Raw genomic sequence first — 14,070 nt, 5'->3', positions numbered from 1 at the left:
CGCATTTATACAGGGTGACGGTAATGGGGGTGTATGTCCCCGCTGGGCGTGACCTCCCCCTCGTACATCTACGCCTGCACCCGGTTCCGGGTAAAGAGGACGGCGCTCTTCCCCCGTGCCGATTACCTGCGGATCATGCGAATGAGCATACCGGAGATCGTCGCTCACCTCACCCGGCAGGAGACGTACCGGCAGCATGTCCTGGATCTCGCACACGACTTCTCCGGTGCCCATCTCATCGAGGAGGCGGTGAACCATAACCTGGCGCAGTCATTCCGGGACGCCATGGCGATCGCTCCCGGCGACCTCCGGACCCTGACCGGGGAATACCTCAACCGGTGGGATATCGCTAACGTCATGGCAATCCTGCGGGGCACGGTATACGATATCTCCCGACGCCAGATCCGCGATCTCCTCGTTCCGGCGGGGGAACTCGACGCCGCGCTCCTCGACCGTCTCCTCTCCTTCACGAACTGCGGCGAGGCTATCGAGGCGCTCCAGGGGTGGCGACTCTACCCGGTTCTTGCGGAGTACTACCGGATCTGCGGCGAGAAGGGCGCCTTTGCCCATATCGAGAACGAACTTTACCGGCAATACTACGCGAGCCTCCTCAATCTTGCCACGACCGGGTGCAGCGGGTGCCGGGAACTGAACGCCTACCTCCGATTCGAGATCGATATCGCCAACATGAAAAACCTCCTCCGGCTCCACTGCTCAGTTGAGGCATGCGATATCACGACCATCGACCGGACGATGATCCCCGGCGGCCGTGTCCCCGTCGCCCTCTTCCAGAGGCTCTACGGCATCGAGACGGAGGAGGAATTCGTCAGCATCTTCCTCAAGACCGATATCGTCCCGGTTCTCGTCCAGGCGGTGCGCGAACACCGGCAGGACCCGGGCTTCGCGAGCATCGACGCTGCAGAACTGGTCTGGCGGCGATGGCACCGGCGCAGGCGGCCCGTTCACGAGATCGAGATGGCGGTCACCCGGGTCAGGCTCCACCACCTGGACGCCCTCTCCCGGCGGCACCCGTTCTCGGTTCTGCCGGTGCTTGCCTACCTCGAACGAAAGAAGTACGAGGTCGCGAACCTGCGGGCGATCGCGCGGGGAAAAGCATTCGATCTCGCACCCGAGCGGATATGGCAGTATATTGTCCTGTAGGAGAGAGATCATGGTGGTCGACGAGATTAAACCTACCCGGGCCGGCCTCCTGATCGTCAAACGGCGGCTGGCGCTTGCAGAGCGGGTGCACCGGCTATTATCGATGAAACTCGACGGCATGATGCTGGAACTGGTCAGGCTCACCGAAGAGGCCGCAGAAGAGCGCCAGGCACTCGAGGAGAGATACGCCGGGGCACAGGAGATGGCAGCGACCGCCGCCATGATGGAAGGGGCGACGGGAGTGCTCCTTGCAGCGCTCTCGGTGGAGACCAGTCCGTCCTATGTAGCCGGACACAAGAACGTCTTCGGGGTGCGGCTCCCCGACCTCGAACCGGTGATGGTGAGAAAGACGCTCGACCAGCGGGGTTACGGTATCCTCGGGACATCGTCGGTCATCGACGACGCGGCCGATGCCTACGAGGAACTCCTCGAAGCAATCATCGCAACCGCCGAACGCGAGGGAGGAGTCAGGCAACTCCTCGACGATATCGAGAAGACCCGGCGGAGGGTGAACGCGCTGGAGTTCAAGGTCATCCCGGAACTCACGGAGCTGCGCCGGTTCATCGATGATCAGCGCGACGAGATGGAGCGGCAGGAATGGACACGGCTCCGGCGCATCAAAAAGATAAAGGCGAAGAGGGGCACCGGGCTTTGATGGACGATTTCGTCCCACCGTTCGGGCTCGGGTGCAGGTCGTTACTTCGAGGGCACGGGACGGGGTGTGACGCGAGCAGGAATCTGTCGCGTATCATAGTCTCTTCCCCAGGGGAGGGGATGCTCCCCTCCCCGCGAGCCGCCTCCCCAATGGCGATACCCCCCACAGTTCACTGCACAGAAAATGCCTGGAAAAATATCTATGCCCAGGGCACGGATTTCCAGGGGATATCGCCACACACTGCCCCCGCCCCTCGTGGGCGGGGGAGGAGCGCGAAGCGCGGGCGGGGTGGGGGCTACCATGTGGCAACCTGTGAAGCGAAGGCTGCCTCCACTCTGTAGAGCAAGGCTCCCCCTCTGCGCCAGAAATGGACAACTCCAGGGCTCCCGCGGCACAACGAGAGGCAACAGACGAAAAAATAAGATGAAGTGCTCTTTCGCTAACGAGCGCCTTCCCGCTGCCGGGCGAGGCACTCGATAGCGGCATCTACGATCGCGGCGAGAGCGTCCACGCCGAAGGTCCCTGACGAGAGGACGATGTCGTACGGCGAGAGGTCGTCGATATCGATACCATAGTAACTCCGGTAGCGAGTGGTCTCCGAACGCTGCCGGTTCTCGGTATAGATCAGGGCTCCCTCCTCGTCCATTCCGTCGCGTCCCGCGATGCGTTTTGCCCGGCAGGAGATCGATGCGGAGAGCCAGATCCGGAGATCGGCGTTCTCGACCATCCTGCCCGAGAGCCTGCCCTCGACGATGATGTCGTCGGAGGCTTCACCGATCTCTTTTTGCCGGGCGTCGATCATCCGGTCGACCGAGGGATCGCTCTCCGCGAACTTCCCGAACTCGGCGAGTTCCATGCCGTGCTCCTTCGCGAGCTGGCGAAAGACTTCCCCTGCAGAGATGAGGTCGAGCCCGTGCTTCCCGGCAAGGTAGCGGGCGAGCGACGTAGTGCCGCTCCCCGGCGGGCCACTGATGGTGATCCGCATCAGAGCCCTCCGATGTTGAGGGACTTCCTGATCACCTGGCTGACGGTCAGCGAGCAGAGCATGTACCACAAGATCCAGGCCGGGACGATCCAGAACGCAATGTCCGAGAGGGTGACCGCTCCCAGGAAGGGCATCACGATGCCGTTTGCGAGCGCGGTCTCTGTCCCGATCGGCGGGAGCCGCAGAAGAAGCCAGAAGAAGATCGGCACGGAGAGCACGAGGATGATCGCCATCGGCGTGAATTGCTGCCGGGAGAACTCAAGCTGGTCCTGCATCATTCGCTCCTGCTTCCCCTGGAGTTTCTTGATCCTCTTTTCGTCCCCGGAGAGCTGGGCCTCCCGGAACTCCTTCTGGAACACCTTCATCTTCGCCTGCGTCTCCTGCATCTTCTCGTAGTCGATGGTGTACTTCTGGACGAGCGAGGAGTAGAGGCCCGTGATGCTCGAGAGGATCAGGATCATGACGAAGAACGGCACCCCGAGGGTGTCGATGAAGGGGCCGAGTACTGCATCCATCGCGAGGCCGACCGTCACCCGTATACCCTCGATGCCGTATGAGAGCATCACGAGCATGGTGAAGACGAGGGCGATCGTCGGGCCGTGCTTCTTCAGGTCTACCATATCAGGTTACCTCAGCACACTCACCAGATCGTCGATGCCCTGTTCGAGCAGGAAGTTTTCGTTCCGGACGATCTTGATGGTGCAGCCGGTATACATCGCGTATGCCGCGCTGACCGCGCGGTTGAACTCCTGGTGCTCGGCGATTGCGCGCGACCCTTCCATGTCGCGGGTTCTCGAAGCGTCACCGAGCCGGCGCATCAGGATCTGGTCGGGGTCGGTCTCCACCAGCACGACGATATCAGGCATCAACTCACGGAGCACCCATTCGGGCAGCCCCGCAAGGAACCCCGTAGGGGTCTTGACGCTGCTGTGGGTGTCGATGATGACGTTCGCATCAGCACTCACGGCAGCGATCCCCGATGCCGCCGCCTGCTGAAGACGTTTCTGGACGTCTTTTGCCAGCTTGCGCATCTCATCCCGGTCCGAGACCAGATTCTCTTTTTTGGCCACCTCAAACATGAACGTGCCGAAGTTGACGGGTGTATAGGTAACGCCTTCAGCCGCCAGCCTCTCCATCGCGCCATTGATGACGGTGGTCTTTCCGACACCCGGAACCCCCGTCACGACAACTTTCTTTCCCAATTTTGTCACTCCCGTTAAGGGTATCATTCACTGTTCAGATAAATCCGCGCCTGAAAGAGTAATGCCTTTCGGAATGCTTCGGCCTCAAACGATCGCGAGGGCCATTCAGGGGAAAAACAGATGCGGTGCGGATAAGAGGAAGAGAATGAGTCCAGAACTCATTCTTTCCCGAAGAACGACCGCATGAACGGATACATCTCCATGATCTGCTGACTTGCGACCTCCTCATAGAGGCGGTAGGTGATACTCACCGCAAGCAGCAACCCCGTTCCCCCGACCGCGCCGACCACACCGAAGAGGTTCGCGACGACCGAGAGAAGGCCGATGAAGACACCGCCGATGACGGTGATCCGCGGAATGTAGCGGTCGAGGTACCTTTCGAGCACCTGGGCATTCCGCCGGTAGCCCGGGATCTGCATCCCGCTTCTCTGGATCTGCCGGGCCACGTCCTTCGAGTCGAGGCCGGCGGTCTTGACCCAGAAGAGCGCGAAGATCGCGCCCCCGACCACCATGACGGTGATATCGATGCCCATACGCAACATGATCTCCCACGGTGCGTGCCCGAGATCGGAGAGCCACCACATCCAGTCCTGCGGAGCGTTGATCGGCGCGATGTACCACATAAGGCCGTTCACCGGCACCTGCCTCTGGAACTCGCCGAAGATAGTTATCCCGGCGTTCGAGAGGAGCATTCCGATCATCTGGACGTTCGCCTGCAGCACCCGGACGAGGATCATCGGCAGAACGCTCGCATAGATGATCTTCACCGGGAATCGTGCACGGGCGCCGCGAACGGCGGTGTGCGCGAGCGGGATCTCGATACGGGTCGACTCCACGTAGACGATGACCATAAAGATGGCTATCGTCGTGATGAGGGCCAGCATGTCCGTGCCGAAGTACTCGAGGAAGTTCGCCCCCGAGGTAGCTATCGCAAAGAGCCGCGGGAAGAACCCGATCGGGAAGGGATCGGTGCCCGTCTGCCAGTTCAGGAACCCGTTCACGAGACCCTGCGAGACCCCCGCAACGATGAAGAGCCCCACGCCTGAACCGACACCCCATTTGGTGACGACCTCATCCATCAACACGATCAGAAGCCCGCCGAGGCAGACCTGGAGGAAGATCAGGAGCGAGACCGTGAGCATATTACCGCCGAAGAACTGCGTTGCCACCGTCGGATCGGGCATCATCATCCCGCTCGCGACCATGGGGAACGCTTCGACGATGATCATCACGAAGATGAGCAGTTTCTGCAGGCCCATGTACATGACCTGCCCACGTGCTTCACTGGTATCGATCTGCAGGAGTCCGGCACCCTTGAGCAGCTGCAGCACGATCGACGCGGTGACGATCGGCCCAATACCGAGATGCAGAAGCGAACCGCTCGCACCGGCAAGCAGGGCACGGTACAATCCGAAAATATCCTGCGACTCAGGAGAGAGCCCGAAGATATTGATGTTGGTCAATGCAAAGTAGAGGAGCAGAATCGCAGTCGTCCACATAAGTTTGTTCTTAAAGTGGACGTGCCCATCCGGCCCTCTGACAGCAGGCATCGCTGCAAGGATGGGTTCAAATCTATCCAGCAGATCTCCCATAATTTCACCTGAAAAAGAAGATCAGACGGTCGTTGCCTGACCGCCCATCTCCTCGATTTTAGCCCGGGCACGTTCGGAGAACTCCCGGGCCGAGATACTCATTTTGTGGGTGACTCTTCCACCGCCAAGCACCTTATCGATGCCGAGTTCGGCGGCGTCGAGGGCGATGATATCGCCCTCCTGGGTGGCAAGCCCTTCACGAAGCAGCGCTTCGGCCATCTGGTCGATCTCACCGATGTCAAGGGCAGATACCGGCACGGAGGTCTTGCTGATAAAACCGTGCTTGCCGTTGGCTATCTCGCCCTTCAGGTAGAAGTGAGAGAAGCGGTGATCGCGCTGCCCGGCTCTACCCCGTCCACCCCTGTTGCCGGCGCCACGCCGGTTCTTGTGCGTACCGCCGCCGCAGGTCCGTGAACCCCTGTATTTGGATCTCTTGTTTACGGGCATCAGTCTCACCTCATCTTATAGAGGAGATCGTTGATCTGGGGGCCATAGTAGCCGAGTGCTCCACCCTGCTGAAAGGTTCGCTTGATGGTTTTATAGCCCTTTCGTGGAGGGTGCAGTCTCAGCACAGGCTTGATCTCCACCAGATCACGGAAACTCGTCTCGCCGCTACATAGTGCTGCCGCGAACTCGTCGATGTCGGCATACGGGGTATGCGCGCGGACGTATTCGTCGGTCAGCTTCTCGTCCCCGGTCAGTCTGCCCCGGGTGCGCAGGAGGGTGGCCAGCGTCCCCGCATCGACCTCACCATACGCCACGAAGTCCTTCACTTTGCGGATCATGCCGAGATACGCTGGCGTATCGGGCACGAGGACGCAGTGGTTGACGTGATGCAGGCGCAGCATCTTCAGGGTGTCCTTGATCTCATGGTTGGTGTTGACCACACCGCGCACCTGAACTACCGCGTACATCACTCTTTCCCTCCAATCCGGACCATGTTCGTCTGCTTGAGCGCCTCGAACGTCGCCTTCGCATAGTTGATGGTCGTCCGGGTCTGCCCCCGGTTGAACGCCCAGACATCCTTGATGCCCGCAAGCGTCAGGACTTTCTTCGGGATATCCCCGGTCACGAGACCGATACCCTGCGGAGCGGGTTTCAGCGTCACCTTGACGCTGCCTGACTTGCCGGTCACCTCGATCGGGATCGAGTGGGTTGTCTCGCAGCCGCACTCCCAGCTCCCGCAGCCGCGGGAGACCTTGATCAGGTTCAGTTTTGCATTTACGATTGCTTTCTGGATCGCGTTGCCGACCTGGACGTCCTTCCCCTGGCCGAACCCGACGTAGCCGTTCCTGTTGCCGACCACCACGACAGTGCGGAACTTCACACGGCGACCCGAGTCCGTCATCCGCTGGACCATGTTGATGTCCAGCACCTCGTCTTCCAGGTCAGGCAGGAGGAGATCGACTATCTGGGGCTCCTTGATCGGCCTGCCGCTCGCGAGCACCTCATCGATACTGGTGATCTCGCCTGCGGCGACCATGCGCCCGAGACCGGTGAGCGGAATCCATTCTTCCTGTACGTATGCCATTGTCTACACCAGCTCCTTCTTGATGGCCAGAGCCGTAGCCTCTACATTCGCTACCAGGTTGCCCGCCTGTTCGGGAGCATACTCCGCGATGTGGGCACCTTTGAGCCGTTCTTCATCGGGGAGGATCGATTCGCCGTAGGGGACGTCGAGACCGGCGTCCACCGCTCCCTTGAGGGCGGCAAAGACCCGCGCTCCGGGTTTTGCCCGGGCAAGCCCGATGTCGAGGATTGCCCCATCATACCCTTCTTTCAGCGCCTTGGCCGCGAAGAGCATACCGGTCAGGTAGGCGGCCGGGGTGCTCGCAGTCGATCCCTCGTAGCCGTATCCGGCAAGTTCTGCCGAGTATGCGGCCACCAGGGTGCGATCCCCTGTGACCTCGGCGACGACCAGCTGTACGATGATCTGTCGGTTCGTCTTCCGGACGACCATCCTCGGCATTCCCGACGACAGGAGCGACATCCGCTTGTAGTAGTCGGTCTTGCCCTCGTGCCTCCTTCTGAAGGGCACGAAGTATCTTGGGCCGGTTGCCATTATTTCATCCTCCCTGCCGTAATCTCAATCTGAGCCGCGAGATGCGACACACTCCGGAACTGACCTCCGGAAGCCCTCCGGTACATCACACGATAGAGGCTCCGCTCAATCGTGCCGTCTGCCCGCATCTCACGCAGCGTGCGCCGCTGCGCCCGGATCTTGCGGATCCATGCGCGCTTGCTGGAACCCCTGGCTCCGGCGGCACCCTTCCTGCGGCCCGGACCTTTCCGGTGACCGTAGGAACGCTTTGCCATCCGGATGCGGGCTCTGCCGCGGCTGTTTCCCTTCACGGGGTGCGCCTTGATCACGCCTTCCCCGATGAGCTCGCGCAGGTCGTTTCTGGAGATCGCTCCCTCGATATCGGCCTGGCGCTCGGGATCGAACCAGACACGGTTGATCCCGCACTTGAGAATGGCGGCCGCCATTCGCTTCTGGTTGGCGAGATCACTCATCCTCGTTCACCTCTTCTTCTTCGGTTGCGGCAGGTACCCCGGCCGCAGGGGTGAGGTCTTTTGCGTTCAGGACTTTGAGCCCGAGTTCCAGCGCCCGTTCCTGAATCGCTCCACGCTTCTTGTTGCCCACGGATCCGCCGATCCGGACGGCCTGGGTCTCCGGGTTCAGATCAACGAGATCTGCCGGGGTAAAGACCAGTACCTCTGCATACCCGCTCGGGTGCATCCCGCGGACTGCGGCGGGGCTCCCGTATCCCGGCCTGGGAAGGACTCCCTTTGCACTGAACTGCCGCCGCTGCTTGTTGTGCAGACCACGCGGGCGCCGCCAGACATCGGCCAGTTTCGATTTGCGGTGGAGGCCCCGCCTCTTGAAGGCAGGCTTGTTGTGCCGGGTGCGGACGCGGATCAGTCTTCTTGTGTTGTCCATTCTATTCACGCCCTCTCGGTGATGTAGACGCCGTCCTGGAACACCCGGGGATCCCGCTTCGTGATCCTGGTCGCGTGCTCGATGTTTGCGGCCGTGTTGCCCACCTTCTCCTTGTCGATACCGGTGAGCGTCAGTTCGTCGTTTCCGATCTTGACGGTGACGCCTTCGATGATCTTTGCGACCCGGGGCTGCTTCTCGCCAAGGAAGTTGGTGATCTCGAGGCGGTTGCCCTGCTGCTTGAGCTGGATCGGGAAGTGGCTGTAGACCACCTTCATCCGGTACTCGTAGCCGTCGGCGACACCACGGATCATGTTCTTCGCATGCGCCTCGAGTGTGCCGGTCATGGCGAGGAACCGCTTCTTGTCGGATGCCGTGGAGACGATGACTTCGCCGCCTTCGACCTTGAGGTCGATCTGCGGGAAGCGCATGTCGCGGACCAGCGTGCCCTTCGGCCCGGAGACCGTGAGCACACCGGCGTCGAACTTGACGTCAACCCCGGGAGGGATCTCGATCTGTCGTGTTATTGCCATACTCGTCTCCCTCCTCAGTAGACGTAGCCCAGCAGCTGCCCGCCGATCCCTTCGCCCCGTGCCTCGGTGTGGGAGACGACTCCCTTCGAGGTCGAGACGATCAGGATGCCGAAGTTCTTCGCGGGGAGGTACTGCGACTCCCAGTATTCCATATCAGCCATCGTCACCGGGAACCGGGGGCTGATGGCGCCACACTTATTGATCGTTCCGGAGAGTTGAACCCGGAACTGGCCGCCGCGACCGTCGTCGATGAACTCGAAGCCGCTGATAAAGCCGTTTTCCTGCATGACGCGGAGCATTGCGCCGAGAAGCTTGCTGGCGGGTTCTACAATGACCTCGCCCTTTCCAGCGTCTCCGGCATTCTTGATGGTGCTCATCGCGTCAGCGATTGGATTCAGTCGTGCCATATTCTCTACACCCCTAGCTCATCTTCTTGAAGCCCATCTTGCTCGCCCACTCGCGGAAGCACTGGCGGCAGAAGTAGATGCCGTACTTCCGTACAAGGCCCTGCTTCCGGCCGCAGATGCGGCACTCGTTCGCGCCGCCGCCGAACTTCCGTACGTTCTCACCCGTTGCAGGCGCTCCTGACTCTTCCGCCATTCCTTACACCTCCACCTGGTAGTGCTCGCGCATGAACGCGATGGCTTCCTCTTTATTCACTTTCTGGTCGGCCGGAAGTTTCCTGCGCTCGACGCCTCTCCTTGCAATCCGCACGCCCTTGTACTCGAGCACCACGTTGATGTCCATGCCGTAGATCCCGATCGCCGGGTCGTAGGCCATTCCCGGGAAGTCGGTGTGCTCTTCGATACCGAAGGAGACGTTCCCGGTCCGGTCGAACTGCGAGGATGCAAGTTGCCTTTCGATGATACCGAGAGCGGTCGTGATGAACTTCTCGGCGTTCTCCCGGCGCAGGGTGACCTTGCACCCGATGGGTGCGCCCTTCCGGATACCGAACGCCGGCTGAGTCCGCTTCGCGATGGTGCGGACGGGTTTCTGGCCGGTGATCTGTTTCACGAGATCCTCCGCCTTGACCAGCCGCTCGCCGCTCTCCCCGACGCCCATGTGCACGACGACCTTGTCGATGTAGATGTCCTTCATCGCGGTCATGCCAGAGCCTCCAGTTCGGGTGCTATCGCGGAGCGGCCGACCATGAAGACATACTCTTCGATGGTCTCGAACCGTTCGCCGGCCGAGTCGTCCGCGAGGATAACACGGTTCGGGACGGAGCTTGCCGTCCTGATGATCTCGACGATCCTGCCGACCTTGCCGGAGTGCTTCCCGCCGACGATCGTGGCCATGTTGCCCTCCGCGTAGGGGAAGTGGTCGACGATCCTGAACCGGTCTTCGCCGTCCGTCCCGAGGGTCACGACGATGGAATCCTTCGCCTTGTAGGTGTTGTCGACGAGGATGTTCGCACCGAACGCAAGATTCAGCTGCACCTTGCCGCCCTTGACCGTGGTCTTGTTCCGGATCTTGCAGAGCCGGGTCTTTGCGGACTCCGCCGGGATCTCGACGGCGACCAGGTTGCCCCGCAGGTCGAGCTGGATGCGGTAGTGCTTCTCGAGCTTCGGGATCGAGACGATGTCAAAGACACCGAGGCCCATCTGCGGGTCTTTGCAGGCCCGTCCGTTGACGATGATGTCGCGCTGGTGCAGGATCTTCCTGACCTCGCTCGCGTTCTGTGCAAGACCGATGTGCTCGCGGAGCCAGACCCCGACCGGCATAGCGCCGGCGTTGTGGGGGCCCGGAGCGGTCTTCATGACGAATTTCTGTACTTTCTTCGGGATGTGCCAGGATTCCGGCGCTACCAGTCGCTTGAGATATTTGGACATTATGCTCCGCCTCCGAGCCTCTCCTCACGTAATTTGTCCTTCAGGTTGAGCTTCGTGATCTGCACGTTCGAGGGATCGACCGGCCGGGGAACCTCGGTTCCGTCTGCCTTCGTCACCATCACGCCGTGCACAACCAGCCGGCACGTCTTCAGGTCCACCGCATCGACGACGCCTTCGTCGCCGGCAAAGTCTCCACGGAGCACTTTCACGGTGTCGCCCTTGACCACACGGATTCTCCGGTTGTTGTACTTCCCGCGGAGCTCAGGGGAGAGCGATGCGGAGAGGAAACGGCCCCGGGTGTGGTTCGGTGCGTTGTAACGCGCCTTGCGCTGTTTTCTCGGCTGTTTGCTAACTATACGTACCATTCTTCACCACACCTTACACGATTGTCGTCGCCATGGAGGCGATCTTCGGGAAACGTTCCGCGATCTCACGGGGGACAGCCCCCTTGATCTCGGTTCCCTTCGGCTCGCCGCGTTCGTTGATGAGCACCATGGCGTTGTCCTCGAACGAGAGACGGATGCCGTTCGGGCGGCGGATCTCCTTCTTCTGCCGGATGACCACTGCCTTCTCGAGTTTCCGCCGCATGTCGGGGGTGCCTTTCTTGACGCTCACGGTCGCGGTATCGCCGATGCCCAGGCAGGGCTGCCGACGGCGGACGCCGTGGTAACGGTCGACCGAGACGACCTCCACAAGCCGTGCGCCGGTGTTGTCGGAGCAGACCATCCTGGAGCCGGTGGCGAGGGCGCGCGGGATCTTTGCCTGCATCGCCTTCATTCCTTCATCACCTCGACCACCACGAAGTTCTTGGTCTTTGAGAGCGGCCTGCACTCCGCGATCCGGACCACGTCGCCCACGCCCGCGTTGATGCAGGGCGTGCTGTGGGCATGGTACCGGGATCTGCGCTTCTCATACCGCTTGTATTTCTTGACGTAGTGGAGGAACTCACGCTCCACAACGACGCTACCGTTCATACGGTCGCTCACGACTTTGCCGGTAATCACCTGGCCGCGTACCGGCAAAGTGCCGTGAAACGGACAATTTGCGTCCTCACATTCCTTCTCTGGAATGGGGACGTCTAACCCAATGTTTCGTGCCATTATTCATCCTCGTTTATCTGATGCGCATGCCGATCCGCCGTTCCGGCTGCATCTCCAGGCTTGACCCGTCGACGTCGACGGTCGTGCCGTCAGGAAGCCGGAAGCGGAACACGCTGAACCGTTTCGGAATCTGCTTTTCACCCCGCCCGGTCATGATGACCAGGGTATTTCGGCTCTCGTCGGTGACGCGACCGGATACCCCGGCATGACCCGGGTTGCTCGCACGAATCACCAGAACGTCAAGGCCAATCAGCTCGTGGCGAAGGACGTTCTGGGGAGAGATCATGCGTTCCTCCGCGCGTTCTTCTCGGTCTGGATGCGTGCAATCGTCCTTCTGACCTCGCGGATCCTTCCGGGGTTCTCGGTGGCACCGCCGGCGCTGACTTTCCCCCGCTCCTGGATCAGTTCGAGGGAGAGTTTCTGCTCCTGTTCGAGGAGTTCGACATCGGAGAGCTGCTTCACTTCCTGTGCCCGAAAGATTGCCATCTATCTCTCCTCCTCGAACTCTTCTCCGGAGATCTCCTCGAACTCTTCCTCGAAGACCTCTTCACCGACCTCTTCGGGCTCGATGGGTTCTGCCGGAGCCTGCTTCGGCTCGGGTTCGAGGACGTCGAAGGTGTCGGGCAGCCGTGCATCCGGCGGGACGATCTTGACCTGAACCCCGATGGTTCCGAGTTTCTTGATCGCAACCGCGTAGCCCTTCTCGACGATCGTCTCGCTGGGTTCGCCGCAGTGCTTGATGTAGCCCTCGGTGAACTTCTGCGTCCGTGACCGCGCGCCGGTCAGTTTCCCGGCGACGATGACCTCGCAGCCGAGCGCACCGGACTCCATGATCCGACGGATCGTGCTCGACCCAGCCTTCCTGAAGTACCAGCCACGCTCGAGAGCGTTCGCGAGCCTCTCCGCCATGATCTGGGCGTTGAAGTTGGGGTTCTGGACCTGCTGGACCTCCACCTGCGGGGACTCGATATCGTAGGTGGTGGCGAGGTCCTGCGTCAACTGCCGGACCTGCTTGCCGCCCTTCCCGATCACGATACCGGGCTTCTCCGCGAAGATCGTCACCTGGGTGCCGAGCGGCGTCCGGGTGATATCCATGCCGCCGTATCCTGCCCGCTTGAGTTCCTTCGTGAGGAACTGCTCGACGCGGACGTTACGCACGCCGTCAGTGATAAATTTCTTCTCGATTGCCATTACGCCACCTCGGTCACGACGATCTCGATGTTCACGGTCTCCCTGCGCTTCGGAGTAGCGCGACCCATCGCACGCGGGAAGAACGCCCGGAGACCACGGCCGGTGTTGGCGGCGACGTGGTCGATCCGGAGTTTTTCGGTGTCGAGGCCGATGTACTCGGCGTTCTTCTCGACAGACTCAAGCAGCCTGATGTAGGCCTCTGCAGCCTTGACCGGATACCGGCCGGCGGGCCACTTCGAGAGTCCGCGCTTGTGGGCGACGTTCCGGTTGAACCGCTTGAAGGGGATGGCCTTCTTCAGTTCCACCACGTCGGCGAGGTACGTCTTTGCCTCAAGGGTGGTCATCTTCCGGATGAACCTGGCAATCTCGATCGAGTGCTTGGGAGAGACGGGAAGTTCGTTCGCTTTTGCGCGAGCGACGTTCTCGCCCTCAACCTGTGCTGAATAACCTGTTCTTGCCATGTTCATCACTTCAGCGGTACGTACTTACTCGACCGGGTCGCACCGATACCGGCGCTGCCGTGGGAGACCCTTCTCCGGGTCAGTGCAAACTCACCGAGATAGTGGAAGACCGCCTCGGGCTGGATCTCCACTTTCTGGAACTCCTTTCCGTTGTGGATCTCGATGGTCCTTCCCACCATCTCGGGCATGATGATCATGTCGCGCAGGTGGGTGCGGATGCTTCCATCTCCCGACCGGAGATCGGCGAGGAGTTTCTCGTGCTCCCGGGAGAGGCCCCGGTCGAACTTTCTGCGTGCCCTGGACGGCATGAGCGGCAGCAGCTCGGAGAGAGCCATCTGCTGCAGGTCCGCAACGGAGTGACCACGATAGGTGAACTCCTCGCGGCGCCGCGGCATTCTCTTCTGTGTCTTCTTTGCCATG

At 61.0% G+C, this 14,070-nt stretch carries 25 protein-coding genes; 2 read left to right on the top strand and 23 right to left on the bottom strand.

Translation table 11 applies throughout. The features are described from left to right. Positions 1-33: 33 nt before the first annotated feature. Positions 34-1,161 (top strand): V-type ATP synthase subunit C, encoded by a 1,128-nt coding sequence (locus FKB36_RS02965; protein WP_261596530.1) that lies wholly within the window; start codon positions 34-36, stop codon positions 1,159-1,161. Positions 1,162-1,171: 10 nt separating this feature from the next. After that, complete coding sequence (locus FKB36_RS02960; protein WP_261596529.1) at positions 1,172-1,816, top strand: V-type ATP synthase subunit D; 645 nt, start codon at positions 1,172-1,174, stop codon at positions 1,814-1,816. Between the two features lie 439 nt (positions 1,817-2,255). Here the strand turns inward: FKB36_RS02960 and cmk are convergent, their stop codons facing one another. The 23 genes from cmk to FKB36_RS02845 all read right to left on the bottom strand — a co-directional run bounded on the left by cmk (position 2,256) and on the right by FKB36_RS02845 (position 14,069). Further along, positions 2,256-2,801 carry a (d)CMP kinase gene (cmk, locus tag FKB36_RS02955; RefSeq protein ID WP_261596528.1) on the bottom strand — a complete coding sequence of 182 codons (546 nt, stop codon included), beginning with the start codon at positions 2,799-2,801 and terminating at the stop codon, positions 2,256-2,258. Beyond that, positions 2,801-3,421, bottom strand: coding sequence for a DUF106 domain-containing protein (locus FKB36_RS02950; RefSeq protein ID WP_261596527.1), 621 nt, complete (start codon positions 3,419-3,421; stop codon positions 2,801-2,803). The genes cmk and FKB36_RS02950 overlap by 1 nt, the downstream gene beginning before the upstream one ends. A 6-nt stretch (positions 3,422-3,427) precedes the next feature. Next, positions 3,428-4,030 carry an adenylate kinase gene (locus FKB36_RS02945; RefSeq protein ID WP_261596526.1) on the bottom strand — a complete coding sequence of 201 codons (603 nt, stop codon included), beginning with the start codon at positions 4,028-4,030 and terminating at the stop codon, positions 3,428-3,430. 131 nt (positions 4,031-4,161) lie between these two features. Next, on the bottom strand, positions 4,162-5,595 hold the full coding sequence (secY, locus tag FKB36_RS02940; RefSeq protein ID WP_261596525.1) for a preprotein translocase subunit SecY: 1,434 nt from the start codon (positions 5,593-5,595) through the stop codon (positions 4,162-4,164). Positions 5,596-5,616: 21 nt separating this feature from the next. Further along, the gene (locus FKB36_RS02935) at positions 5,617-6,042 is read right to left on the bottom strand and encodes an uL15m family ribosomal protein (protein ID WP_261596524.1); all 426 of its coding nucleotides are present in this window, start codon (positions 6,040-6,042) and stop codon (positions 5,617-5,619) included. 5 nt (positions 6,043-6,047) lie between these two features. Then, positions 6,048-6,509 carry a 50S ribosomal protein L30 gene (locus FKB36_RS02930; RefSeq protein ID WP_261596523.1) on the bottom strand — a complete coding sequence of 154 codons (462 nt, stop codon included), beginning with the start codon at positions 6,507-6,509 and terminating at the stop codon, positions 6,048-6,050. Then, positions 6,509-7,126, bottom strand: coding sequence for a 30S ribosomal protein S5 (locus FKB36_RS02925; RefSeq protein WP_261596522.1), 618 nt, complete (start codon positions 7,124-7,126; stop codon positions 6,509-6,511). Before FKB36_RS02925 ends, FKB36_RS02930 begins: the two co-directional genes overlap by 1 nt. A 3-nt stretch (positions 7,127-7,129) precedes the next feature. Continuing rightward, a complete protein-coding gene (locus FKB36_RS02920; protein WP_261596521.1) occupies positions 7,130-7,657 on the bottom strand; it encodes a 50S ribosomal protein L18 in 528 nt (175 codons plus the stop codon). Further along, positions 7,657-8,109, bottom strand: a complete 453-nt coding sequence (locus tag FKB36_RS02915; RefSeq protein WP_261596520.1) for a 50S ribosomal protein L19e — start codon at positions 8,107-8,109, stop codon at positions 7,657-7,659. Before FKB36_RS02915 ends, FKB36_RS02920 begins: the two co-directional genes overlap by 1 nt. Continuing rightward, on the bottom strand, positions 8,102-8,536 hold the full coding sequence (locus FKB36_RS02910) for a 50S ribosomal protein L32e (protein ID WP_261596519.1): 435 nt from the start codon (positions 8,534-8,536) through the stop codon (positions 8,102-8,104). The genes FKB36_RS02915 and FKB36_RS02910 overlap by 8 nt, the downstream gene beginning before the upstream one ends. A 5-nt stretch (positions 8,537-8,541) precedes the next feature. Then, on the bottom strand, positions 8,542-9,066 hold the full coding sequence (locus FKB36_RS02905; RefSeq protein WP_261596518.1) for a 50S ribosomal protein L6: 525 nt from the start codon (positions 9,064-9,066) through the stop codon (positions 8,542-8,544). Between the two features lie 14 nt (positions 9,067-9,080). Then, the gene (locus tag FKB36_RS02900) at positions 9,081-9,473 is read right to left on the bottom strand and encodes a 30S ribosomal protein S8 (protein ID WP_261596517.1); all 393 of its coding nucleotides are present in this window, start codon (positions 9,471-9,473) and stop codon (positions 9,081-9,083) included. A gap of 13 nt (positions 9,474-9,486) precedes the next feature. Continuing rightward, entirely contained in the window at positions 9,487-9,666 is a 180-nt protein-coding gene (locus FKB36_RS02895) for a 30S ribosomal protein S14 (RefSeq protein ID WP_261596516.1), read from the bottom strand. A gap of 3 nt (positions 9,667-9,669) precedes the next feature. Further along, entirely contained in the window at positions 9,670-10,173 is a 504-nt protein-coding gene (locus tag FKB36_RS02890) for a 50S ribosomal protein L5 (RefSeq protein WP_261596515.1), read from the bottom strand. After that, positions 10,170-10,898: a 30S ribosomal protein S4e gene (locus tag FKB36_RS02885; RefSeq protein ID WP_261596514.1), complete on the bottom strand. Its 729-nt coding sequence runs from the start codon at positions 10,896-10,898 to the stop codon at positions 10,170-10,172. The genes FKB36_RS02890 and FKB36_RS02885 overlap by 4 nt, the downstream gene beginning before the upstream one ends. After that, positions 10,898-11,263, bottom strand: coding sequence for a 50S ribosomal protein L24 (gene rplX / locus FKB36_RS02880; RefSeq protein ID WP_261596513.1), 366 nt, complete (start codon positions 11,261-11,263; stop codon positions 10,898-10,900). Before rplX ends, FKB36_RS02885 begins: the two co-directional genes overlap by 1 nt. A gap of 13 nt (positions 11,264-11,276) precedes the next feature. After that, the gene (gene rpl14p, locus FKB36_RS02875) at positions 11,277-11,675 is read right to left on the bottom strand and encodes a 50S ribosomal protein L14 (protein ID WP_261596512.1); all 399 of its coding nucleotides are present in this window, start codon (positions 11,673-11,675) and stop codon (positions 11,277-11,279) included. Continuing rightward, complete coding sequence (locus FKB36_RS02870; RefSeq protein WP_261596511.1) at positions 11,672-11,998, bottom strand: 30S ribosomal protein S17; 327 nt, start codon at positions 11,996-11,998, stop codon at positions 11,672-11,674. Before FKB36_RS02870 ends, rpl14p begins: the two co-directional genes overlap by 4 nt. Before the next feature lie 13 nt (positions 11,999-12,011). Continuing rightward, on the bottom strand, positions 12,012-12,284 hold the full coding sequence (locus FKB36_RS02865; RefSeq protein ID WP_261596510.1) for a ribonuclease P protein component 1: 273 nt from the start codon (positions 12,282-12,284) through the stop codon (positions 12,012-12,014). Further along, positions 12,281-12,484, bottom strand: a complete 204-nt coding sequence (gene rpmC / locus FKB36_RS02860; protein ID WP_261596509.1) for a 50S ribosomal protein L29 — start codon at positions 12,482-12,484, stop codon at positions 12,281-12,283. Before rpmC ends, FKB36_RS02865 begins: the two co-directional genes overlap by 4 nt. Next, positions 12,485-13,189, bottom strand: a complete 705-nt coding sequence (locus tag FKB36_RS02855) for a 30S ribosomal protein S3 (RefSeq protein ID WP_261596508.1) — start codon at positions 13,187-13,189, stop codon at positions 12,485-12,487. Further along, positions 13,189-13,650 carry a 50S ribosomal protein L22 gene (locus FKB36_RS02850; RefSeq protein WP_261596507.1) on the bottom strand — a complete coding sequence of 154 codons (462 nt, stop codon included), beginning with the start codon at positions 13,648-13,650 and terminating at the stop codon, positions 13,189-13,191. The genes FKB36_RS02855 and FKB36_RS02850 overlap by 1 nt, the downstream gene beginning before the upstream one ends. Positions 13,651-13,655: 5 nt before the next feature. Then, positions 13,656-14,069: a 30S ribosomal protein S19 gene (locus tag FKB36_RS02845; RefSeq protein ID WP_261596506.1), complete on the bottom strand. Its 414-nt coding sequence runs from the start codon at positions 14,067-14,069 to the stop codon at positions 13,656-13,658. Position 14,070: the final 1 nt, after the last annotated feature.

Origin of the sequence: Methanoculleus formosensis (assembly GCF_025384765.1) — an archaeon.
Lineage (GTDB): Archaea > Halobacteriota > Methanomicrobia > Methanomicrobiales > Methanoculleaceae > Methanoculleus > Methanoculleus formosensis.
Note: the sequence above shows the minus strand (reverse complement) of the source record. Positions and strands in the feature narration are given on the sequence as shown.